Origin of the sequence: Stutzerimonas xanthomarina DSM 18231 (assembly GCF_900129835.1) — a bacterium.
Classification (GTDB): Bacteria; Pseudomonadota; Gammaproteobacteria; order Pseudomonadales; family Pseudomonadaceae; genus Stutzerimonas; species Stutzerimonas xanthomarina.
This window is the reverse complement of sequence record NZ_FQXA01000003.1, coordinates 599,607-620,338: the sequence shown is the minus strand read 5'-3', so window position 1 is coordinate 620,338 and position 20,732 is coordinate 599,607. Positions and strand designations below refer to the sequence as shown.

Below are 20,732 nucleotides of genomic sequence, written 5' to 3'. Positions count from 1 at the left end.
CGACGGCTACAGCTTTTAGCGGTCGGACTTCAGACACTTGTCCCGTCTCTGTCCGCGAGCTTCAGTCAATGTCCGCTCAGACCGCCTTCGTGCTGCACAGTCGGCCCTATCGCGAAAGCAGCGCGCTTGTGGATTTCTTCACGCCCGAAGGGCGGCTGCGGGCAGTGTTGCGCGGTGCACGCGGCAAGGCAGGCACCTTGGCGCGTCCCTTCGTGCCGCTCGAGGTCGAATTTCGTGGCCGCGGGGAGCTGAAAAATGTCGGACGGCTGGACAGCGCTGGCCAGGCATACTGGCTCGATGGCAATGCGCTGTTCAGCGGTATGTACCTGAATGAGCTGCTGATTCGCTTGCTGCCGGCTGAAGACGCTCACCCTGTCATGTTCGATCACTACGCGGCAAGTTTGCCGGCGCTGGCAGCGAAACGCCCCCTGGAACCGATTCTTCGTTCGTTCGAATGGCGCTTGCTGACCGAGCTTGGCTACGGCTTTGCGCTGGACACCGACATTGCCGGGCAGCCGATTGCTGGAGCCGGGCTCTACCGCCTGCTGCCAGACACCGGGCTGGAGCCTGTCGGCCAATTCCAGCCTGGTCTGTTCAACGGGGCGGAACTCCTGGCGATGGCGGAAGCCGATTGGAATGTGCCGGGGGCGCTGGCCGCCGCGAAAAGACTCATGCGCCAGGCGTTAGCGCCGCATCTGGGCGGCCGACCGTTAGTAAGCCGCGAACTGTTCATGAATATCAAGGAGGTCCCGCGTGACTGAAGCTAATCGAATCCTGCTCGGCGTCAACGTTGATCATGTCGCCACTCTGCGCCAGGCGCGCGGTACTCGCTACCCGGACCCCGTCAAGGCTGCCCTGGATGCCGAAGAGGCCGGGGCCGACGGCATTACGGTACACCTGCGCGAGGATCGTCGGCACATCCAGGAGCGTGACGTGCTGATGATGAAGGATGCGCTGCAGACGCGAATGAACTTTGAGATGGGCGTGACTGAGGCGATGTTGCTGTTTGCAGAGCAGCTGCGCCCTGAACACGTTTGCCTGGTGCCTGAAACCCGTCAGGAACTCACCACCGAAGGCGGTCTGGATGTTGCGGGACAGGAGGCTCGGATACGCGACGCGGTCAACCGCCTGGCCGCCTGCGGTGCGGAGGTGTCGCTGTTCATTGATGCCGATCCGCGTCAGATCGAAGCCGCCGCTCGGGTAGGTGCGCCGGCGATTGAGCTGCACACCGGACGTTATGCCGATGCGCACGGCGTGGCTGAGCGGGCCTGTGAGCTTGCGCGCATTCGCGACGGTGTGGAGTCCGGCTTGAGCCATGGTTTGATCGTCAATGCGGGCCACGGTTTGCACTACCACAATGCTGAAGCGATAGCCGCGATCCGAGGCGTCAATGAGCTGAACATCGGTCATGCGATCGTCGCCCATGCGCTGTTCGTCGGTTTCAAACAGGCCGTCAAAGAAATGAAGCACCTCATCCTCAGCGCTTCGGCGCGTGGCTGAGGCCTCAGGGCGATCCGCTGTACGGCGGCTTGCTTTATCGTCTGAATAGATTCAGCAGAATCGTCAGCAGCACGCTTAGGATGATCATCGACGTGAAGGGAATGAATGTCCGGCTGCGTTCCGAGTCGATGCGGATGTCGCCGGGCAGCTTGCCGAACCAGCTCAGCAGGCCCGGCGCGTAATGCAGAATCAAACCGAGCAGAAGCAGCAGCAAGCCTGCGGCAATTAGCCATTTCGCCATGGTGTCTCCGCTTTTGTATTGCCGTGGCGGTTGGGCCGGTTATTTGTGGTAGGCGGCAAACGCTGCGATGACATGCCGGGATAGCACGTCCACCGCCTCGCTGCGTCCAGCAGCGCAAAGCAATTTGATCTGATATTCACCGAGGGTCGGCAGGCTGTCGCCTTCTTCCAACCGCCTCAGCGGTGGCCTGATCAGGCTTAACGGATACGGCGCCACTGCTAGGTCGGCGATCATCGCCGCTTCCTGCCCAGCGCATTGCTCGCTGGAATAGGCGATGCGATAGGGGCGGCCGGCACGGTCCAGTGCGTCCATCGCCTGACGCCGCCACGCGCATTCGGGGCTCGACAGGGCGAGCGGCAACGGGTTGCGCTCGACCGCGACGCCGCCGGCTCGGCCGGCCCAGACCAGGGGTTCGCTGTGGATGGCCTCGCCGCGCGAGTCGTCCTGGCCGAGGTTGCCGACGCTGATGAGCGCGACGTCCAGCTCGCCGGCGTCGATACGCTGGATCATGTCGACACTGCGGCCCACCGAGACATTCACCTCGATCCCCGGGTGGGTGCGGGCGAACAGGGACAGCAGTCCAGGCAGGATGTGCGTGCCGATGTCCGCCGGGGTACCGAAACGAACCCGCCCGTTCAGCCGCGGCAAGATGAATGCATTGACCGTTTCTTCATTGAGCTTGAGCAGGCGCCGCGCGTAACCGAGTAGTTTTTCGCCTTCATCGGTGAGTGCGATGCGTCGAGCTTCACGGATGAACAGCGTGCAACCGAGCATGGTCTCGAGCCGTTTGATTTGCATGCTGACGGCCGAGGTGGTGCGGAATATCTGCCCTGCCGCACGCGTGAAACTACCGCTTTCGGCGATGGACACGAAGGTGCGCAACACATCGATCTCAAGCAGGGGCATGGCGGACTGGGGGAGGTCTTCGGGCATACCGGGCATAGATTGGTCTTCAATTTTTCTGAACCGACGGTTCTATTGTAGTCGTTTGTCTGAATCGTCAAGCGCACTCAATCTGTTTCTGCCGGCCACAAGTCGGTCGGCAGGCATCGGGTGCGCCCATGCACGCTCGCGAAAGCAGGAGGATGCGATGCGTCATTCTGAACAGCAGCAACAGTGCAATAGGACCGATGATCGGCCCCGTCCGCCGATGCCGGACTTCTATATGCCAGCGATGTGGCCCGTTGAACTTCAGCAGGCGGTAATTGACTGGTTCGTCGCTTGGCGCAAACGGCGCCTGTACCAGCGCCTGCTAAGGCTCAGTGATAGACAGCTGCGCATGCGTGACCTGAGCCGCCCGCGGCTCATTGAAAAACTGCAGATGTCGCTGCGCCAGGCGGTGGAGGAGCAGCGTTGCGAGCGCGGACGCTAGGGTTTGCGCGCAACAAGGACGGCGCGCATGGGCGCCGGGAGTCCTTCGATGGTCCGGCTGTGATCCTTGGGATCGAGGAATTCGGGGAGCGACTGATAGCGCATCCAGTCGGTACTGCGCTGCTCCTCGACGCTGGTGATGCTGACATCCACGCATCGCACATCGACGAAACCGGCGCGGCGCAGCCAGCATTCCAGCGCGGCTACCGAGGGCAGGAACCAGACGTTGCGCATCTGCGCGTAGCGGTCTTCGGGAACCAGAGCGGTGTGCTCATTTCCTTCAACTACCAGCGTTTCCAAGACCAACTCGCCACCCTTGAGCAGGCAGTCCTTCAGGTCCAACAGGTGATCGATGGGAGAGCGCCGATGGTAAAGCACGCCCATGGAAAACACCGTGTCGAAGCCTTCGAGCTTCGCCGGCAGTTCCTCCAAGGCCATCGGCAGATGCCAGACAGGGTGTTCGGCAAGGTAGCGCTTCATAGCGTGGAACTGGCAGAAGAACAGCCAGTTCGGGTCGATACCGACAACCGAGTCGGCGCCGGCACCGAGCATACGCCACATGTAATAACCGTTGCCGCAGCCGACATCGAGGATGCGCTTGCCGGCCAGGTTCAAATGCGGCGCAACGCGGTCCCACTTCCAGTCCGAGCGCCATTCGGTATCGACATGCACGCCGAACACATCGAAGGGCCCCTTGCGCCAGGGCGACAGGCCGAACAGGGCATCGTGCGTGACGGCGCGTACGGCTTCGTCGCAGTCGGCTTCCAATCGGAAGACATCACGCAGCTCCACCCCGCTAGGCTGGATATCCGGCAGCGCTTCGACGGCACGCCGCCAGCGCGGCAGGTCGCCGTGGCCAATCGCGAGTTTGGCATCGAGTTGCGCTTGCAAGCCGTTGGCCCAAGCCGCCAGTGGGGTGCCGGCCAGGCGCCAGGCGAGGGGAGTCAGGTCGAGATTCATGGCAGGGCAATCAGGGAGGCAAAATTCAGGCATTGGAACCAGGGCACGACTTTGGAAAAACCGGCGTCCAGCAATCGCTGGCGATGGGTTTCCAGGCTGTCGGGTTTCATCACGTTCTCGATAGCGCTGCGTTTCTGCGCAATTTCCAGCTCGCTGTAGCCATTGGCACGCTTGAAGGCGATGTGCAGATCCGTCAGCAGATTTTGTTCCTGCTCGTCTTCGAAGCGCAGCTTTTCCGAGAGGATCAGTGCGCCGCCCGGCACCAGCGCCTGGCGAATGGCGCCGAGCAGCTCAGGTCGCTGTTCAGGCGGGATGAACTGCAGGGTGAAGTTGAGAGCGACCAGCGAGGCGGATTGGAACTGGAGCGCGAGCACGTCGGCTTCGATCACTTCAACCGGGAGCAGCTCCTGGAACATCGAATCCTGCCCGTGCAGATACTCACGGCAGCGCTCGACCATCGCCGCAGAGTTATCGACGGCAATCACCTGACAGTTATCGGTCTTGACGTGTCGACGCAGCGCTTGTGTCACCGCACCCAGCGAGCAGCCGAGGTCATACAGGCAGGTATTTGGCTGGGCGAACTGCGCCGCCAACACGCCGATGTTCTCGACGATGGTGGGGTAGCCCGGCACCGAGCGCTTGATCATGTCGGGAAACACCCGCACCACATCCTCGTTGAAGACGAAGTCCTGGGGCTGGGCGAGGGGCTGGGCGAACAGGCGATCGGGTTCGTGGCTCACGGTGGCGTCTGGGCAGGCTGAAAAACAGGGGGCGGCATTGTAGCGGAAAGCCGCGCCGATGGCCGTGCCCGAGTGGACGGCCGGTGCCCGCTCCCGGCTATTCGACTTCGACTCGACAGTCGAACAGCCCAGCCGGTTCGGCGTCAGCTTCCCAGGGGCGCTGATAGGTGAGGTAGAGGCGGCCGCTGCCGGCCTCGGCCGCCTCGAAGCGCCAGGTAGACAGGCCATCGCCGCCAATGACGTCACTCTTGGGCGAGCTGAACACTTCCGGGCCGAGGCTTTTCAGCTGGTTGCTCGAAACCTCGCGCAGGTTCCAGCGATAACCCGTGGTGGGGTTGCTTGGCAGGCTCAGGATCAGCATCTGGCCGGGCTGCACGGTCAGCGGACAGTCAGTATCGTCGCTCAGCGCGATACTGCTGGGCGGGGCACTGGCGCAGCCGGCGAGCAGGAACAAAGGGGCAAACGACGACAGCAGACGGGTTACGGACATAGGCGACCGACTCAAACAAGGGAAAGGAAACGCTCGGGCGTCGGTTGAACCATAAGACCCGAAGTCGCGCGCGTAAAGCCATTCTCGGCTGGCAGAGGATCCAGGCCGCGGGGCCGTGGCGCATGGTCCACGGCCCCGCTTTGTCAGAACAGGACCTTGACCACGTCGCTGAAGCGCTTGGCGAAATGCATCGTCAGCCCTTCTTTGAGGTAATCCGGCAGTTCTTCGAAGTCACCCCGGTTCAGCTCGGGAATGATCAGCTCGTAGAGCTTCAAGCGCCGCGCGGCGATTACCTTTTCCCGCAATCCGCCGATGGGCAGGACCAGCCCGGTCAGGGTCAGCTCACCGGTCATGGCCACACCTTTTTTAGGTGCCTGGTTGCGTGCCAGCGAGAGCAGGGCGCTCGCCATGCTGATGCCGGCGCTGGGGCCGTCCTTAGGTGTGGCGCCTTCAGGCACGTGCATGTGTACGAAAGCCTGGTCGAAGAATTTCGGGTCGCCCTTGAACTCCTTCAGGTGGGAGTTCACGTAGCTGAAGGCGATTTCGGCCGACTCTTTCATCACATCGCCGAGCTTGCCGGTGAGCTTGAAGCCGCGGTTGAGCGTATGGATACGCGTCGCCTCGATGGGCAGCGTGGCGCCACCCATGCTGTTCCAGGCCAGACCGGTGACGACGCCAACGCCGGTGAGCAGCTGCTCCGGGTGCCAAAACGGCATGCCCAGGTAGCTTTCGACATCTTTCGGACCAATCTTGATCTTGATCTTGCTCTCGGGCTCGTCGAGCAACTTGACCACCGCCTTGCGCACCACTTTGCCGAGTTGCTTGTCCAGCTGACGTACACCCGCTTCCCGCGCATAGCCTTCGATCAGACTGCGCAATGCGCTGTCGCTGATCGCCAGACGGGCCTTGGGTACGCCGGCGCGCTCCAACTGTCGCGGCCAGAGGTGGCGCTTGGCGATGGCCAGCTTCTCCTCGGTGATGTAGCCGGACAAGCGGATGATTTCCATGCGGTCGAGCAGCGGACCCGGAATCGAATAAAGGCTGTTGGCGGTGCAGACGAACAGCACCTTGGACAGGTCCAGGCGTAGATCGAGGTAATGGTCGAGAAAGCCGACGTTCTGTTCGGGGTCGAGGGTCTCCAGCAGCGCCGACGCCGGGTCGCCCTGGTGGCTGCTGCCGAGCTTGTCGACCTCGTCGAGCATGATCACCGGGTTCATCACCTCAACTTCTTTCAGCGCCTGGACCAGCTTGCCAGGCAGGGCGCCGATATAGGTACGCCGGTGGCCTTTGATCTCTGCTTCGTCACGCATGCCGCCGACGCTGAAGCGATAGAAACGGCGCCCGAGGGACTCGGCGATGGACTTGCCGATGCTGGTCTTGCCCACACCTGGCGGGCCCACCAGCAGCACGATGGAGCCGGAAATTTCGCCACGGAAGGCGCCGACGGCGAGAAACTCGATGATGCGATCCTTGATGTCGTCAAGACCCGCGTGGTGCGCATTGAGCACTTTGCGCGCATGGTTCAGGTTGAGCTTGTCCTCGCTGTAGAGGCCCCAAGGCATGGAGGTGGCCCAGTCGAGGTAATTTCGAGTGACGGCATATTCCGGCGATCCGGTTTCCAGCACTGATAGCTTTTGCAATTCGTCGTCGATGCGTTTCTGTGCCGCGGGTGGCACGACCTTGCCTTCCAGACGCGAGCGAAACTCGTCGGCGTCGGCGCTGCGGTCATCCTTGGTGATGCCGAGTTCCTGCTGGATGATCTTCAGCTGCTCCTTGAGGAAGAACTCACGCTGGCGTTCGCCGATCTTGCGGTTCACTTCGCCGGTCAGTTCCTTCTGCAGCTTGGCGACCTCGACCTCCTTGCGCAGCAGCGGCAGGACCTTTTCCATGCGCTTGAGCACCGGCACGGTATCGAGCACTCCCTGCAGTTCCGGGCCTGGCGCAGTGGTCAGTGCGGCGGCGAAATCGGTCAGCGGTGATGGTGCGTTCGGGCTGAAACGGTTGAGGTAGTTCTTCAGCTCTTCGCTATACAGCGGGTTGAGCGGCAGCAGCTCCTTGATCGCGTTGATCAGTGCCATGCCGTAGGCCTTCACCTCGTCACGTGGGTCTTCGTCGCTTTGCGGGTAGTCCACTTCCACCAGATACGGCGGCTTGCGCCGCAACCAGCCGCGTATCCGCACGCGTGCAAGGCCCTGGGCTACGAACTGCAGCTTGCCGCCTTCCTTCGACGCGTGATGCACGCGAACCATGGTGCCGTGCTCGGGCAGGCTGTCCGGATCAAAGCTGGCGGCGTCTTGCGCCGGCGTATCCATATAAAAGAGGGCCAGGCGCTGATGCGGCGTTTTGGAGACCAATTCCAGGGTTTCGGCCCAGGGCTCTTCGTTGACAATGACCGGCAGCACCTGAGCCGGGAAGAAGGGCCGGTTGTGAATCGGGACGATGTACAGCTTGTCGGGCAGGTCCTGGTCAGGCAGCACCAGTCCGGTAGATGAATGATCCTGTTCGAGGTCCTGATGGATGTCGTCGTTCATGCGGCACCTGTGGCGAGTACGTGCTCTTTAGATGGGTATCCGACAAATGATTTCAATCCTATCGAGCCTTCGACCTTTGGGCTGGCTGTAAAAACGGGTTTGCCTCCGGTAGAGTGCGGCAACACGTCAGGTACCTCGCCATGCTCAACGCACGTCTGCTTCGCCTCGATGATCAGGCTCACGAACACGCTCACGACTACCACCAGTTGGTCATGTCGCTATCGGGCAGTGCGGAGTTTGAGGTGGATGGCTCTGGTGGTGAGGTCTGCCGTATGCGTGCCTGTCTGGTACCGGGATACGCTGGACACGAGTTTGCTGGCAAGGGCGATAACCGCATGCTCATCATCGATCTCGATGAGCAGGATATGAGTGCCGACGACCCACGCCTGCTGGCGCAGTTGTTCGAAACACCGCGTTATCCCGCGCTCGATGCAGACTTCCACAACCTGCTGAACTATGCGGGTGCCGAGCTGGCTCGCTACGGCAGTGACCCGTTGCTGGCGCGGGCGCTGGGTGGCGTGCTGTTGCGTGCGTTGCACCTGCGGGTGTTCGGCGAAGGCACGCGCCAGCCGACCGGTCCACTGGATGTTGCCCGGCTGGATGCACACATCGAAAGCAATCTGGCGCGGCGGATTACTGTCGCCGAGTTGGCGCAGGTCGTCTGCCTGAGCCCCAGCCATTTTCACGCGCAATTCAAGGACAGCGTCGGCCTGACGCCGCATCAATACCTGCTCAAAAGCCGCCTCAACCGTGCTGCACGGTTGCTACGCGAGAGCCCGTTGCCCTTGGTTCGGATTGCCGAGGAGTGCGGTTTTTCAAGTCAGAGCGCATTGACGACGGCGACACGCCGATATCTGGGGCTGACGCCTAAAAAGCTGCGACGCAGTGAAGGCTAGAACAGCGGAGCGCACCGCATTGGTGCGTTTTTCTGTTTGCAGTCGACATTTTCTGCGCCTATCTAACAAGCTTTTTATGAATGCATTTTTTCAGCCATGAAAGCCCGTAGCTTTTTGTAAAACTTCCGTAGCTATCTGCAACAACGCGGAACCCTCTCGCCTTAGATTCGACTACCCCGTTCGGCGGCCAGCGCAGCGCCATCATTGGTGTGAGCGTCCCGTCGGGCCTGATTTAACACAACAACACTCCACGAGAGGAGCGGCGCGATGTTCAAAGCCGGTCAAGTCTTGCAGGGCGATTTCGCCAACCTGAAAGCCGCCGAATTCTTCCCCGCCATCAGCGCCAATTACAGCGTTGACGAGGCGGCCTACCTGAACGAGCTGTTGCAACTGGCTGATCCGGGCGAGGCGGGCATCGAAGCCATTCGCCGCGAAGCACGCGGCCTGATCGAAGCCGTGCGCGGCCGAGATAACGCCGTCGACACCCTCGACGCGCTGCTGCGCCAGTACAGCCTGGATACGCATGAAGGCCTGATGCTGATGTGCCTGGCCGAAGCGCTGCTGCGGGTGCCGGATTCGGCCACGGCCGACGCGCTGATCCGCGACAAGCTCAATGCCGCCGAGTGGGAACGCCACCTCGGCCAGAGCGACAACGTGCTGGTCAACTTCGCGGCCTGGGGCCTGGTGATGACGGGCAAGGTGGTCGACCCGGACAATTCCGACGGTCGCCCGAAAAATGTCATTGGCCGCCTGGTCAAGCGCTCCGGCGAGCCGGTCATCCGCGCCGCGATGAATCAGGCGATGAAGCTGATGGGCAAGCAGTTCGTGCTTGGCCGGACCATCTCCGAAGCCTTGAAGAACGGCCGTCCCGAGCGCGAGAAGGGCTACACCTATTCTTTCGACATGCTCGGCGAAGCGGCGCTGACCACCGAAGATGCGCGCAAGTACATGGCTGACTACCGGCAGGCTGTAGAAACCGTCGGCGCGGAGCCTCAGGTAGGCCTTGGCCCGCGCCCGTCGGTGTCGATTAAGCTGTCTGCACTGCACCCGCGTTATGAAGTGGCTCAACGTGAGCGCGTGCTCACCGAACTGTTCGAAAGCGTTCGCGAGCTGGCGATACTGGCGCGCCGCCTGGATGTCGGTATCACCATCGACGCGGAGGAGGCCGATCGCCTCGAGCTCTCGCTGGAACTCTACGAAAAATTGATGCGCGACCCGGCCATCGCCGGCTGGGGCGAGTTTGGTCTGGTGATCCAGGCGTATTCCAAGCGCTGCCTGCCGGTACTGGTCTGGCTGACCCTGTTGGGTAAAGAGCTGAACGCGCGTATCCCGCTGCGTCTGGTGAAGGGCGCCTACTGGGACAGCGAGATCAAGCAGTGCCAGGTTCAGGGCCTGGACGGTTACCCGGTCTACACCCGCAAGGAAGGTACCGATACCTCCTACCTGGCTTGCGCCCGTTACCTGCTGTCCGAGCACACCCGCGGTGTGATCTACCCGCAATTCGCCAGCCACAACGCGCACACCGTCAGCTGCATCCTGTCGATGGTCGGCGAGTTGAAGACGCCGCGCGAGTTCGAATTCCAGCGTCTGCACGGCATGGGCGATGCGCTGTACGACACCGTGATCGAGAAATACCGCAAGAATGTGCGCATCTACGCGCCGGTCGGTGCCCACAAGGACCTGCTGCCGTATCTGGTGCGTCGTCTGCTTGAAAACGGCGCCAACTCATCGTTCGTTCACCAGCTGGTCGACCCGCGCGTGCCGGTCGAGACCCTGATTGATCACCCGGTCACCCAGCTGCGCCAGTTCAAAACCCTTGGCAACCATCGCATCCCGCTTCCGCCGGCGCTGTACGGCAATCGGACCAACTCGCAAGGCATCAACATGAACATCCAGACTCAGTGGAACGACCTGTCCAGCGCCTACCAGACCTTCCTCGATCGCCAGTGGCAAGCCACGCCAGTGATCGGCGGGCAGAAGCTCACCGGCACAGCGCACAAGGTGCATTGCCCCTATCAGCTCAGTCAGGAAGTGGGCACTGCGCAGTTCGCTACCGCCGAGCAGGCCAAGCAGGCCATCGACGGCCTGTCCGCCTTCTGGCCGCGTTGGAACGCCACGCCCATCGAACAGCGCGCACAGATCCTAGAGCGTCTTGGTGATCTGCTGGAGGCCAACCGCGCCGAGCTGATGGCCATGTGCACGCTGGAAGCCGGCAAAACCCTGCAGGACGGCATTGACGAAGTCCGCGAGGCGGTCGATTTCTGCCGTTACTACGCGCTGCAAGCTCGCCTGAAACTTGGCCGCGAAGAACTCAAAGGTCCGACCGGCGAGCGTAACGAGCTGTTCCATGAAGGGCGCGGCGTGTTCGTCTGCATCAGCCCCTGGAACTTCCCGCTGGCGATCTACCTCGGTCAGATCACTGCAGCCTTGGTCGCCGGTAACACCGTGCTGGCCAAGCCGGCCGAGCAGACCAGCCTGATCGCTGCGCGCGCGCTGGAACTGATGTTCGAAGCCGGTCTACCGAAGGAGGCGATTGCCTTCCTGCCGGGCGACGGCGCCACGCTCGGCGGCGTGTTCTGCCGCGATCCGCGTGTGGTCGGCGTGTGCTTCACCGGCTCCACCGACACGGCGCGCATCATCAACCGGCAGCTGGCCGAGAAGGAGGGCGCTATCGCCACCCTGATCGCCGAAACCGGTGGCCAGAACGCGATGATCGTCGACTCCACCGCGCTGCCTGAGCAGGTGGTCAAGGATGCGGTTGGTTCCGCCTTCACCAGCGCCGGTCAGCGCTGCTCGGCGCTGCGTGTGCTCTACGTACAGCGTGACATCGCCGATCGCGTAATCGAGCTGATCAAGGGCGCGATGGACCAGCTGAAGGTCGGCCCGACTCATTTGCGCGAGAACGACCTGGGCCCGGTGATCGATGCCGAAGCGCGTGACGGCCTGCTGGCGCATATTCAGCAGCTCAAGGCCGAAGGCAAGCTGATCGCCGAAGCCAAGCTGCCCGGCAGCCTCAACGGTCACTTCGTCGCGCCAGTGGCGTTCGAAATCGGCGGGATTCACGAGCTGAAAAAAGAGCAATTCGGCCCTGTATTGCACGTAGTGCGCTTCGATGCGGCAGATCTGGAGAAGATCGTCGCTGACATCAACGCCACCGGCTACGGCCTGACCCTCGGTATCCACAGCCGCAACGAGGAAACGGCAGCCCGCATCGAAGCGCTGGCGCGGGTCGGCAACCTCTACGTCAACCGTAACCAGGTCGGTGCGGTGGTTGGCGTGCAGCCGTTCGGTGGCTGTGGCCTGTCGGGTACTGGCCCGAAAGCCGGTGGCCCGAGCTACCTGCTGCGCTTCGTCAACGAACGCACCACCTCCACCAACACGACCGCGGTCGGCGGAAACGCGTCCTTACTGTCGCTGGGCGACGACTGATCGTCGACTCGACAGGAAACGGCCGGCGGCTCGGTTCAGAGACCGCCGGTTCAATAGAACAACCAGAACAGTTGGCGGATCGCTCTTCCGCCTCTGATGGGCTCAGGTGAGCCCGTCCCGGTGATGGCGCGAACCGCCATCGCCCTCTGCCAGGTGGGATCGGGAATACCCTCGCGCCCATCAACAACAACTAACGAGGGAACAAAATGAGCATCAGTACTCCCACTTTGATCACGTTCGTGATCTACATCGGCGCCATGCTGTTGATCGGCTTTATCGCCTACCGTGCCACCAAGAACTTCGATGACTACATCCTCGGGGGACGTAGCCTGGGAAGTTTCGTCACTGCACTGTCGGCAGGCGCTTCGGATATGAGCGGCTGGTTGCTGATGGGCCTGCCAGGGGCCATCTTCGTCGCGGGCCTGTCAGAAAGCTGGATCGCCATCGGCCTGATTGCCGGTGCCTGGCTGAACTGGCTGTTCGTCGCCGGGCGTCTGCGTGTGCACACCGAGCGCAACAAGAATGCACTAACCCTGCCTGACTATTTCTCCCACCGCTTCGAAGACGAAAGCCGCACGTTGCGGATCTTCTCGGCTTTGGTCGTATTGGTGTTCTTCACCATCTACTGCGCCTCCGGTGTGGTCGCTGGTGCGCGTCTGTTCGAGAGCAGCTTCGGCATTCCCTACGATCTGGCGCTATGGATCGGTGCTGCTGCAACCATCCTCTACGTGTTCATCGGCGGTTTCCTCGCGGTCAGCTGGACGGACACCGTGCAAGCCACGCTGATGATCTTCGCGCTGCTTATCACCCCGGTGTTCGTGATCCTTGCGCTGGGCGACATGGGCGCTGCGATGGATACCATTGCTACGCAGAACCCGGCTGCCTTCGACATGTTCAACGGCCTGTCCTTCGTCGCCATCGTCTCCTTGCTGGCCTGGGGCTTGGGCTACTTCGGTCAGCCGCACATCCTGGTGCGCTTCATGGCCGCCGATTCGGTGAAGACCATCCCCAACGCCCGCCGCATCGGCATGGCCTGGATGATTCTGACGCTAGCCGGCGCCGTCGCGGTGGGCTTCTTCGGCATCGCCTACTTCGCAGGCCATCCTGAGCTCGCGGGGCCGGTTTCCGAGAACGGTGAGCGGGTATTCATGGAGCTGGTGAAGATCCTGTTCAACCCATGGGTTGCCGGCATCATCCTGTCCGGTGTTCTGGCTGCCGTGATGAGTACGCTCAGCGCACAGCTGCTGGTGAGCTCCAGCGCCCTGACGCAGGACTTCTACAAAGCCATGCTGCGCAAGAACGCCTCGCAGACCGAACTGGTCTGGGTGGGTCGTGCGATGGTTCTGCTGATCGCCTTCATCGCCTTGGGCATCGCTTCCAACCCGGACAGCAAGGTGCTGGGCCTGGTGTCCTACGCCTGGGCGGGCTTTGGTGCTGCCTTTGGGCCGGTGGTATTGATCTCACTGCTGTGGAAGCACATGACCCGTAATGGCGCGCTGGCCGGCATGGTCGTGGGTGCCGTCACTGTGGTGGTATGGAAGGAATTCATCGGTATGGGCCTTTACGAGATCATTCCGGGCTTCATCCTCGCCAGCCTTGCCATCGTGATCTTCAGCAAGGTCGGAGCCGGTGCCTCACCGAGCATGATCAAGCGCTTCGAGGACGCCGAGAGCGAATATCAAGGCCGCTGATTGAGTAGCTGACGTAACCAAAAACCCCGCTGCCGGCATGCCGGCAGCGGGGTTTTCTTTTGTATCCGCGACCAACCGTTAACCGTTGGTCGGCGATGGCTTATGTGGCGTGGTTAGTCGTCGACAACGAGGTTCTTGCGATCGTCCTTCGCGCCTGCTGCGATCAAATGCTCGGCCATGTCTTCGGTCACGTGAACGCTATGGCCGCTGATATGAGCCATGGACATCCGAGCTGCTGGATCTGTCGAAACTCGCACGTCCTTGATGGCGCAGGTATGGGTGGCGTTTTCGAGTGTGGTTGAACAGGTGCCGTTTGCAGTATCGATGTTGACTGTCATGGCGGGTCTCCTCGGGGGTGCGATGGAGCCGCACTGAAAGGTGCAGCTACTCAGAGTGAGACCGTAGCCGGGACAATCCGTTTGTGCGTAGCGGTAATTGAATCCGATAACGGCGTAGGCAGAAGCGAAAATTATGCTGATCAACTGATGGCAATAGGCCGGCGTGATCAGGCCAGCAGCTTACCAAGGAAGGCGGTGGTTCGACGGTAATCGTCGAGATGGCGGGAGTCAGCCAGTGCTGTTCTGCTTATTGCTGGGTGTCGCACCGCCGAGCATTTTCAGGACATCGATATCCAGCGGCTGCACGCCAAACTGATCGAGCAGTTCTGCATCGAGGCGGGTGGCCCCTGCGTCTACTGCGGCGACAGTATGGAGAGAGCCATAAGGGTTTGGGAGTTGACGCGCAGCGATTTCAACGCGCTGGCTGAAGATCTGCAGGTGGCGATGACCGCTGAGGGCATCTCGATCCCGGCGCAGAACCGCTTGCTGGCACGCCTGGCGCACATACGTAGGCAAATCATCGACCGCTGACTGCGACAGCAGTGAGATCGAAGCGAACCGCCGCACGACCGGTTCATCCCTGGCCACTCAGCGGAACATCCATAGGTCGTCCCGTTCGCACCTTTCCCGGACAAAACTGTCCGGTCATGAGCGAAGAGTGCTTCGAGACGCTATGCTTTCCTTCTAAACCCGACCGTCCGTTGCCAACGCAGCGCCACAAGCGCTCGCGTTTCGTCAGTGGAGGCGGGGGCTACGTCCCCGCAGCACAAGGAAAACAACACCAATGAATGTGAGCACCCCCACTCTGATCACCTTCGTGATCTACATCGCGGCGATGATTCTTATCGGCTTCACCGCCTACCGCGCCACCAAGAACTTCGATGACTACATCCTCGGCGGACGCAGCCTAGGCAGTTTCGTCACGGCCCTTTCGGCAGGCGCATCGGGCATGAGCGGCTGGCTGCTGATGGGCCTGCCCGGCGCAATTTTCGTTGCCGGCCTGTCTGAAAGCTGGATCGCCATCGGCCTCATCGCCGGCGCCTGGCTTAACTGGATTTTCGTCGCCGGGCGGCTGCGTGTGCACACCGAGCACAACCACAATGCGCTGACCCTTCCGGACTATTTCTCCCATCGTTTCGAGGACACCAGCCGCCTGCTGCGGATCTTCTCGGCGTTGGTGATTCTGGTGTTCTTCACTATTTACTGCGCCTCCGGCGTAGTGGCGGGCGCGCGATTGTTCGAGTCGACCTTCGGCATGGATTACGGTACGGCGCTGTGGATAGGCGCGGCGGCGACCATCCTCTACGTGTTTATCGGCGGTTTCCTTGCGGTGAGCTGGACCGATACCGTTCAGGCCACGCTGATGATCTTCGCGCTGTTGATCACGCCGGTGTTCGTTATCCTCGCCCTGGGCGACCTTGGCACCGCCATGGACACCATCGCCGCGCAGGACCCTTCGAATTTCGACATGTTCAAAGGCTTGTCCTTCATCGCGATCATCTCGCTGCTCGGCTGGGGTCTTGGCTATTTCGGGCAACCGCACATCCTGGTGCGCTTCATGGCCGCCGATTCGGTGAAAACCATCCCCAACGCCCGTCGCATCGGCATGGCCTGGATGATCCTGACGCTCGCCGGCGCCGTGGTTGTGGGCTTCCTCGGTATCGCCTACTTCGCGGATAACCCTGCACTGGCCGGCCCGGTCACCGAGAATGGCGAGCGCGTGTTCATGGAACTGGTCAAGCTGATGTTCAACCCCTGGGTCGCCGGCATCATCCTTTCCGGCGTACTGGCTGCCGTCATGAGTACGCTCAGCGCGCAGCTGTTGGTTAGTTCCAGCGCACTGACCCAGGACTTCTACAAAGCCTTCCTGCGCAAGGGCGCATCGCAGACTGAACTGGTCTGGGTTGGCCGCGGCATGGTGCTGCTGATTGCCTTGATTGCCATCGGCATCGCCTCGAATCCGGACAGTAAAGTGTTGGGTCTCGTGTCCTACGCCTGGGCCGGCTTCGGCGCTGCCTTTGGCCCGGTGGTGCTGATCTCCCTGGTGTGGAAACGCATGACTCGCAACGGCGCGCTCGCCGGCATGCTGGTCGGCGCGATCACCGTGGTGGTGTGGAAGGAATTCATCGGTCTCGGGCTGTACGAAATCATTCCCGGCTTCATCCTTGCCAGCATCGCCATCTATGTGGTGAGCATCATGGGCAAGGAGCCGGCGGCTTCCATTCAGCAGCGCTTCGAAGTGGCTGACGCCGAGTACCACGCGGGCTGAGCAGGCCTCGACAGGATCGTCGCCCGCTGGCGATGATCCTGTCGAGTCACCTTCGCCTGCCACCGGATTCAAATGGTAGATGCCGCTGTCGCCCAGTGGCGCAGCAGTGGATACTGCCTTCCAGGCGCCGGGCTTCGGCGCCCATCAGGAAATTCAGGAGTATTCCAATGAAAGCGCAATCCGTAATGACTCGCGCCGCGGCCGTCGTGCTGGCGGCTCTGTTGATGACTGGCTGCAGCCTGCGCTTGCCAGGAGTCGGTATCGACATCGGTGATGGCGGTGGCCATGGCGGCAACCATTGCCCGCCGGGCCAGGCCAAGAAGGGTAACTGCTAACGCCGCTACACCCTCCCTCCGATTGCATGGCGTCCGCCATCCAGTTCCCGTCACGTGACGTCAGAGACATGGTCTCTGCTCGTCACCCTGCGCTCACTTCGTTTGCCGAACGTGCCTTTCATAAGCACGACGTCAGTTGTGATATTTCCGAGACGACATAGCCGCCCATCCTCCGAGCAGCCGGATCGTTTGACAGGTCCAAGCTTTCTGCCACGGTTAGTCTGGAGTGCGCGTACCGCTTGCGCTTGGCATGCCCGGCAAAGCTCGCATCGCTAGAACAAAAACAATAAACCACCGAGGAACCTCTCATGCTCCCAAGCAAGTTGGCTTCAGCCTGTGCGCGTACCGCCGCTGGCGTCATGCTGGTTGGCACCATCGGAATCGCTGCCGATGTTCAGGCACGGTCGAAACCGATCAAACCACCGGTGTCCCATAGCGAGTCCCGCGTACAGGATTTGCGCGTCTTCGTTCCAATCGTCTCGCCGCTAGCTGCTTTCCCCGGCCTGCCCAGCGAGCGCTGGACCGGTATTTACGAGGGTTCGTCGTACCAGATCGAAGTGCCGCCAAACTGGAACGGCATGTTGGTGATGTACGCGCACGGCTTTCGGGGCACAGGCCCGGAGCTTACCGTGGGGCCACCGCCAATCCGACCATGGCTGCTGCAACAGGGCTATGCCTGGGCCGCCTCCAGCTACAGCAAGAATTACTACGATGTGCGCGTCGGCATTGAAGACACCAACGCCCTGGCGCTGGCCTTCAGCAGCCTGACCGGCAAGGCAGAGCCGAGCAAAACCTATATTACCGGGCACTCCATGGGTGGCCACGTCGCGGCCGCTGCGGTCGAGGCCGAGACCTACGCCACCGCGAACAATCCGGTGCGCTACAGCGGCTCGGTGCCAATGTGCGGCGTGACCGGCGATGTGTACGAGTTCGAGTATCTGATGAACTTCACCCTGGCCGCGCAGCACCTGGCAGGTCAGGGCCCGACCAGCTTCCCGGCGACCGACTTCCAGGCCAAGCTGCCGCAGATCATCGGTGCGCTGTGGGAAACCTATCCGACCGATCCATCACCACAGGGCGAGAAACTGGAAGGCATCGTGCGTGAGCTCAGCGGTGGCGAGCGCCCGATCTTTGCCGAAGGCTTCCGTACCAGCCTGCAAAGTGTCGTGTTGGGGACGGGGGGCCGTGATGGCTCGGTCGACGGCATCCTCGCCGATTCGCTCTCGGGCAACCTCGCCACGCGCTACCAGTTCGATACGAACAAGGCGATGTCTCGTGAGGAGCGTGAATTCAATGACGCGATCATCCGCGTAATCGGACATCCGCCGGCCAACAGCATCCGCCCGGACGGCCTGCGCTGGATTCCGGTCGTGAACGGCCAGTTCAACGTCCCGGTGGTCAGCATTCACACCCTCGGCGACCTGTACGTGCCGTTCAAGCATCAGCAGATCTATCGTCGCAACGCCGAAGCCAATGGCAATGGGGAATTGCTGGTGCAACGCGCCATTCGTGCGCCTAGCCACTGCGATTTCACCTACCAGGAACAGGTCGAAGCGATGGCGGCGATGCTGCAGTGGGAGCAGCAGGGCATCAAGCCGGCCGGCGATAACGTCCTTAACCCGCGCGTCGTAGCCAATCCCGCCTATGGCTGCGAGTTCACGCGCAACGACGGCACGCAGAATCGGTCCGCGCTGCCGGCTTGCCCGAGCAATTGATTCACTAGCGACGGAAAAAAAAGCCCTGCGCATCTGACCGGCAGGGCTTTTTTACTACTCGAATAGCTGGTCAGGCTTTCCCTTTTGACGTTCCGCCATGCAGACTTGCGTTGCCCCAGCTGCGCAGCGTGTTCTGCTTGATGCTCGAAATCTTCCAGTCGCTGTCGATGTTCTCGAAGCCGAACTCATAGCTGCCACACGAGTGGAAAAAGTCCGCGTCCGAGCCGGCCGGGTCAAAGCGAAGAATCAGGTAATTGCACCGCGCCCCGACGACATGCTCGTCTGCGCTAGGCGTAATCAAGAGGTTGGAAAAGCTATGGTGCTTGGCCAGCGTGTCTACAGCGTTCTGCCTGCGGCTGACAAAGTCCGGACCGGACATCGACATCGGCTGCTCGCGCCCCGAGGACGAGTAATCAATCGCGACCTGAGGCGCCAGGCATTCAACCATGGCTGGCCAATCCCGGCTATCGAAGGTCAAGAAGAACCGGCAGAGTAGATCGTTGATCTGCATGAAGACGACTGGGTCTACTGTTTTCAAAATACGCTCCAATGACGATTCCAGTGCCCGAATAATTAAAGCATCGCGCGACGATCTAGGCGAAAGCCGCACGCGTCAGTGGCGCGTTCTTGGCTGCAGCAGCCCTTACAATCGACCACCCAAACATGAACAGGAAAGCCTGCACTTCAGGTGCAAGTCATGATCCATCGACTTGAAGACCTTATGGAAGGCGTCTAGCAGATGGACCAGATTCACCGTGGCAAACGTGAACCCTCGCGGGAGTTCGTCGTTGACTCGCTGCGGGTGAAAGAGATCCGCAAGGCGACCGGGCTGACCCAAGCCAAGTTGGCAGCCATGATCGATATTCAACTGGGTACGCTGCGTAACTGGGAACAAGGCCAACGTGAACCGACCGGGCCGGCAAAGGCTCTGCTGCGCGCCATCCATAACGATCCTAAGCACGTCATCCAGGCGCTGACGTCCGTCTGATCTCAGCCTGTACGGCTCGCCCCGTTCAACCCTTATTCGATACCACCAAAAGCCAGGAACGAAAAAGCCCTGTAAACACAGGGCCTTATCGTGTTGTATCTGGAGCGGGCGAAGGGAATCGAACCCTCGTCATGAGCTTGGGAAGCTCAGGTAATGCCATTATACGACGCCCGCGTGGCGCCTTTTTACCAGAAGGATGGTGTGAGTAGAAGCGGGTGCGACGTTTATTCACCTCTGAGGTCAGATTTGCTTGATTTCTTCCGTGGTCAGGCTGCGGTAGTGGCCATGAGCGAGAGTGTCGTCAAGCAGCAATGGGCCCATGCGTTCGCGGTGTAGCGCGGTGACCTTGTTATTGAAGTGGCCGAACATGCGCTTGACTTGATGGTAGCGGCCTTCATGCAAGGTCAAACGAGCCTGGTGCGAGCCGAGCAGTTCGAGCTCGGCGGGTAGGGTGGTGAGGTTCTCGAAGCGAAAGTAGAGACCTTGGGCGAAGCGGTCGACGCAGTTGGGGTCGATGGGGGCTTCCGTTTCCACGAGGTAGGTTTTGCCCAACAGGCTTTGTGGTTGCGTCAGGCGACGTGACCAAAGACCGTCGTTGGTGATGATCATCAGGCCGGTGGTGTTGAAGTCCAGTCGGCCGGCGATGTGCAGCTCTTCTTTGTCCGGTTCATGGAGCAGGTCGAGCACCGTAGAATTTCTCGGATCCGCAGTGGCGCTGACGCAACCGGCTGGTTTGTTCAGCATAAAGAAGCGTGCTGGTTTGCCGGCCTGCAGCAACTGGCCATCCAGCTCGATTCGGTCGAACACGCGAACGTCCTGGGTGCCGTCGTACACCGTCGCGCCATTTACCGAAGTACGGCCCGAGGCTAGCAGCAGGCGCGCCTGGCGGTGGCTGCAATGCGGCAGGTTGGCGAGGAAGCGGTCGAGGCGCATCAGGGTTTTGAAGGCAACTCGCCGCGCGCGCAACGGGGGCAGATGCAGGCTTTGTTCAGCGCGTCGTCCGGGATCTGATCGCGGGCTACAGGTGCTATTTCGGCGGTGAAGCACCAGCAAGGCCGTGTGGCAGTGGCTGGGTTGGCTAAGCCGCACTGGTTGAACTCGCCGCAGATCGGACATGTATTGGTGTCAGGCGAATCAGTCATAACCGCCTCCGGGCAGTGGCAGCGCTCAATGCGGTGGAGCGTAGCGGCTTCGAAAAGAAAAGCCCGGCATTGCGCCGGGCTTCTCGCATCACATCG

At 61.2% G+C, this 20,732-nt stretch carries 21 protein-coding genes and 1 tRNA gene; 11 read left to right on the top strand and 11 right to left on the bottom strand.

Annotation, left to right across the window (positions count from 1 at the left end; all coding sequences use genetic code 11):
- The first annotated feature begins 68 nt into the window (after nucleotides 1-68).
- Entirely contained in the window at nucleotides 69-761 is a 693-nt protein-coding gene (gene recO / locus BUE09_RS10890) for a DNA repair protein RecO (protein ID WP_073300996.1), read from the top strand.
- On the top strand, nucleotides 754-1,500 hold the full coding sequence (gene pdxJ, locus BUE09_RS10885; RefSeq protein ID WP_073300995.1) for a pyridoxine 5'-phosphate synthase: 747 nt from the start codon (nucleotides 754-756) through the stop codon (nucleotides 1,498-1,500). The genes recO and pdxJ overlap by 8 nt, the downstream gene beginning before the upstream one ends.
- 34 nt (nucleotides 1,501-1,534) lie before the next feature.
- Here the strand turns inward: pdxJ and BUE09_RS10880 are convergent, their stop codons facing one another.
- On the bottom strand, nucleotides 1,535-1,741 hold the full coding sequence (locus BUE09_RS10880) for a DUF2905 domain-containing protein (RefSeq protein ID WP_073300994.1): 207 nt from the start codon (nucleotides 1,739-1,741) through the stop codon (nucleotides 1,535-1,537).
- A gap of 39 nt (nucleotides 1,742-1,780) precedes the next feature.
- Nucleotides 1,781-2,674 (bottom strand): LysR substrate-binding domain-containing protein, encoded by an 894-nt coding sequence (locus BUE09_RS10875; RefSeq protein ID WP_073301042.1) that lies wholly within the window; start codon nucleotides 2,672-2,674, stop codon nucleotides 1,781-1,783.
- 157 nt (nucleotides 2,675-2,831) lie between these two features.
- Here BUE09_RS10875 and BUE09_RS10870 point away from each other — a divergent pair, with 157 nt between their 5' ends.
- Entirely contained in the window at nucleotides 2,832-3,113 is a 282-nt protein-coding gene (locus BUE09_RS10870) for a hypothetical protein (RefSeq protein WP_083380674.1), read from the top strand.
- Here the strand turns inward: BUE09_RS10870 and cmoB are convergent.
- The 4 genes from cmoB to lon form a co-directional block, all read right to left on the bottom strand.
- Nucleotides 3,110-4,072 (bottom strand): tRNA 5-methoxyuridine(34)/uridine 5-oxyacetic acid(34) synthase CmoB, encoded by a 963-nt coding sequence (cmoB, locus tag BUE09_RS10865; protein ID WP_073300993.1) that lies wholly within the window; start codon nucleotides 4,070-4,072, stop codon nucleotides 3,110-3,112. The genes BUE09_RS10870 and cmoB overlap by 4 nt on opposite strands.
- Complete coding sequence (gene cmoA, locus BUE09_RS10860; protein ID WP_073300992.1) at nucleotides 4,069-4,812, bottom strand: carboxy-S-adenosyl-L-methionine synthase CmoA; 744 nt, start codon at nucleotides 4,810-4,812, stop codon at nucleotides 4,069-4,071. Before cmoA ends, cmoB begins: the two co-directional genes overlap by 4 nt.
- Before the next feature lie 97 nt (nucleotides 4,813-4,909).
- Nucleotides 4,910-5,302: a protease inhibitor I42 family protein gene (locus BUE09_RS10855; protein ID WP_073300991.1), complete on the bottom strand. Its 393-nt coding sequence runs from the start codon at nucleotides 5,300-5,302 to the stop codon at nucleotides 4,910-4,912.
- A gap of 143 nt (nucleotides 5,303-5,445) precedes the next feature.
- On the bottom strand, nucleotides 5,446-7,833 hold the full coding sequence (lon, locus tag BUE09_RS10850; protein WP_073300990.1) for an endopeptidase La: 2,388 nt from the start codon (nucleotides 7,831-7,833) through the stop codon (nucleotides 5,446-5,448).
- A 140-nt stretch (nucleotides 7,834-7,973) separates the two neighbouring features.
- Here lon and BUE09_RS10845 point away from each other — a divergent pair, with 140 nt between their 5' ends.
- The 3 genes from BUE09_RS10845 (at nucleotide 7,974) to putP (BUE09_RS10835) (ending at nucleotide 13,849) form a co-directional block, all read left to right on the top strand.
- Nucleotides 7,974-8,729, top strand: coding sequence for a helix-turn-helix transcriptional regulator (locus tag BUE09_RS10845; RefSeq protein WP_073300989.1), 756 nt, complete (start codon nucleotides 7,974-7,976; stop codon nucleotides 8,727-8,729).
- A 267-nt stretch (nucleotides 8,730-8,996) separates the two neighbouring features.
- The gene (gene putA, locus BUE09_RS10840) at nucleotides 8,997-12,158 is read left to right on the top strand and encodes a bifunctional proline dehydrogenase/L-glutamate gamma-semialdehyde dehydrogenase PutA (protein ID WP_073300988.1); all 3,162 of its coding nucleotides are present in this window, start codon (nucleotides 8,997-8,999) and stop codon (nucleotides 12,156-12,158) included.
- A 206-nt stretch (nucleotides 12,159-12,364) separates the two neighbouring features.
- Complete coding sequence (gene putP / locus BUE09_RS10835; protein WP_073300987.1) at nucleotides 12,365-13,849, top strand: sodium/proline symporter PutP; 1,485 nt, start codon at nucleotides 12,365-12,367, stop codon at nucleotides 13,847-13,849.
- Between the two features lie 113 nt (nucleotides 13,850-13,962).
- On the opposite strand, the gene BUE09_RS10830 is transcribed toward putP (BUE09_RS10835), so the two are convergent.
- Nucleotides 13,963-14,187 carry a DUF3203 family protein gene (locus tag BUE09_RS10830; RefSeq protein WP_073300986.1) on the bottom strand — a complete coding sequence of 75 codons (225 nt, stop codon included), beginning with the start codon at nucleotides 14,185-14,187 and terminating at the stop codon, nucleotides 13,963-13,965.
- A gap of 243 nt (nucleotides 14,188-14,430) precedes the next feature.
- Between BUE09_RS10830 and BUE09_RS20115 the strand changes: the two genes are divergently transcribed.
- The 4 genes from BUE09_RS20115 to BUE09_RS10815 all read left to right on the top strand — a co-directional run bounded on the left by BUE09_RS20115 (nucleotide 14,431) and on the right by BUE09_RS10815 (nucleotide 18,506).
- Entirely contained in the window at nucleotides 14,431-14,718 is a 288-nt protein-coding gene (locus BUE09_RS20115) for a globin domain-containing protein (protein WP_143164655.1), read from the top strand.
- A 253-nt stretch (nucleotides 14,719-14,971) separates the two neighbouring features.
- Nucleotides 14,972-16,456 carry a sodium/proline symporter PutP gene (gene putP, locus BUE09_RS10820; RefSeq protein ID WP_073300984.1) on the top strand — a complete coding sequence of 495 codons (1,485 nt, stop codon included), beginning with the start codon at nucleotides 14,972-14,974 and terminating at the stop codon, nucleotides 16,454-16,456.
- Between the two features lie 167 nt (nucleotides 16,457-16,623).
- Complete coding sequence (locus BUE09_RS20390; protein WP_167369782.1) at nucleotides 16,624-16,791, top strand: hypothetical protein; 168 nt, start codon at nucleotides 16,624-16,626, stop codon at nucleotides 16,789-16,791.
- Nucleotides 16,792-17,099: 308 nt separating this feature from the next.
- Entirely contained in the window at nucleotides 17,100-18,506 is a 1,407-nt protein-coding gene (locus BUE09_RS10815) for an alpha/beta hydrolase (RefSeq protein WP_073300983.1), read from the top strand.
- Nucleotides 18,507-18,576: 70 nt separating this feature from the next.
- Here the strand turns inward: BUE09_RS10815 and BUE09_RS10810 are convergent, their stop codons facing one another.
- The gene (locus BUE09_RS10810; RefSeq protein WP_073301040.1) at nucleotides 18,577-19,044 is read right to left on the bottom strand and encodes a nuclear transport factor 2 family protein; all 468 of its coding nucleotides are present in this window, start codon (nucleotides 19,042-19,044) and stop codon (nucleotides 18,577-18,579) included.
- 201 nt (nucleotides 19,045-19,245) lie between these two features.
- Between BUE09_RS10810 and BUE09_RS10805 the strand changes: the two genes are divergently transcribed.
- Nucleotides 19,246-19,494, top strand: coding sequence for a helix-turn-helix domain-containing protein (locus tag BUE09_RS10805; protein ID WP_231975567.1), 249 nt, complete (start codon nucleotides 19,246-19,248; stop codon nucleotides 19,492-19,494).
- Between the two features lie 100 nt (nucleotides 19,495-19,594).
- On the opposite strand, the gene BUE09_RS10800 is transcribed toward BUE09_RS10805, so the two are convergent.
- From BUE09_RS10800 to BUE09_RS10790, 3 genes are all read right to left on the bottom strand, one after another.
- A tRNA-Gly gene (locus tag BUE09_RS10800) sits at nucleotides 19,595-19,668 on the bottom strand.
- Between the two features lie 66 nt (nucleotides 19,669-19,734).
- Nucleotides 19,735-20,427: a pseudouridine synthase gene (locus tag BUE09_RS10795; protein WP_073300982.1), complete on the bottom strand. Its 693-nt coding sequence runs from the start codon at nucleotides 20,425-20,427 to the stop codon at nucleotides 19,735-19,737.
- Nucleotides 20,427-20,636 carry a cysteine-rich CWC family protein gene (locus tag BUE09_RS10790; protein ID WP_073300981.1) on the bottom strand — a complete coding sequence of 70 codons (210 nt, stop codon included), beginning with the start codon at nucleotides 20,634-20,636 and terminating at the stop codon, nucleotides 20,427-20,429. Before BUE09_RS10790 ends, BUE09_RS10795 begins: the two co-directional genes overlap by 1 nt.
- Nucleotides 20,637-20,732: the final 96 nt, after the last annotated feature.

What these genes read in the sequence shown, in the direction of transcription:
- recO (WP_073300996.1), top strand. Translation starts at nt 69, where the DNA reads ATGTCCGCTCAGACCGCCTTCGTGCTGCACAGTCGGCCCTATCGCGAA.
- BUE09_RS10880 (WP_073300994.1), bottom strand. Translation starts at nt 1,741, where the DNA reads ATGGCGAAATGGCTAATTGCCGCAGGCTTGCTGCTGCTTCTGCTCGGT.
- BUE09_RS10875 (WP_073301042.1), bottom strand. Translation starts at nt 2,674, where the DNA reads ATGCCCGAAGACCTCCCCCAGTCCGCCATGCCCCTGCTTGAGATCGAT.
- BUE09_RS10870 (WP_083380674.1), top strand. Translation starts at nt 2,832, where the DNA reads ATGCGTCATTCTGAACAGCAGCAACAGTGCAATAGGACCGATGATCGG.
- cmoB (WP_073300993.1), bottom strand. Translation starts at nt 4,072, where the DNA reads ATGAATCTCGACCTGACTCCCCTCGCCTGGCGCCTGGCCGGCACCCCA.
- BUE09_RS10855 (WP_073300991.1), bottom strand. Translation starts at nt 5,302, where the DNA reads ATGTCCGTAACCCGTCTGCTGTCGTCGTTTGCCCCTTTGTTCCTGCTC.
- lon (WP_073300990.1), bottom strand. Translation starts at nt 7,833, where the DNA reads ATGAACGACGACATCCATCAGGACCTCGAACAGGATCATTCATCTACC.
- BUE09_RS10845 (WP_073300989.1), top strand. Translation starts at nt 7,974, where the DNA reads ATGCTCAACGCACGTCTGCTTCGCCTCGATGATCAGGCTCACGAACAC.
- putA (WP_073300988.1), top strand. Translation starts at nt 8,997, where the DNA reads ATGTTCAAAGCCGGTCAAGTCTTGCAGGGCGATTTCGCCAACCTGAAA.
- putP (WP_073300987.1), top strand. Translation starts at nt 12,365, where the DNA reads ATGAGCATCAGTACTCCCACTTTGATCACGTTCGTGATCTACATCGGC.
- BUE09_RS10830 (WP_073300986.1), bottom strand. Translation starts at nt 14,187, where the DNA reads ATGACAGTCAACATCGATACTGCAAACGGCACCTGTTCAACCACACTC.
- putP (WP_073300984.1), top strand. Translation starts at nt 14,972, where the DNA reads ATGAATGTGAGCACCCCCACTCTGATCACCTTCGTGATCTACATCGCG.
- BUE09_RS20390 (WP_167369782.1), top strand. Translation starts at nt 16,624, where the DNA reads ATGAAAGCGCAATCCGTAATGACTCGCGCCGCGGCCGTCGTGCTGGCG.
- BUE09_RS10815 (WP_073300983.1), top strand. Translation starts at nt 17,100, where the DNA reads ATGCTCCCAAGCAAGTTGGCTTCAGCCTGTGCGCGTACCGCCGCTGGC.
- BUE09_RS10805 (WP_231975567.1), top strand. Translation starts at nt 19,246, where the DNA reads ATGGACCAGATTCACCGTGGCAAACGTGAACCCTCGCGGGAGTTCGTC.
- BUE09_RS10795 (WP_073300982.1), bottom strand. Translation starts at nt 20,427, where the DNA reads ATGCGCCTCGACCGCTTCCTCGCCAACCTGCCGCATTGCAGCCACCGC.
- BUE09_RS10790 (WP_073300981.1), bottom strand. Translation starts at nt 20,636, where the DNA reads ATGACTGATTCGCCTGACACCAATACATGTCCGATCTGCGGCGAGTTC.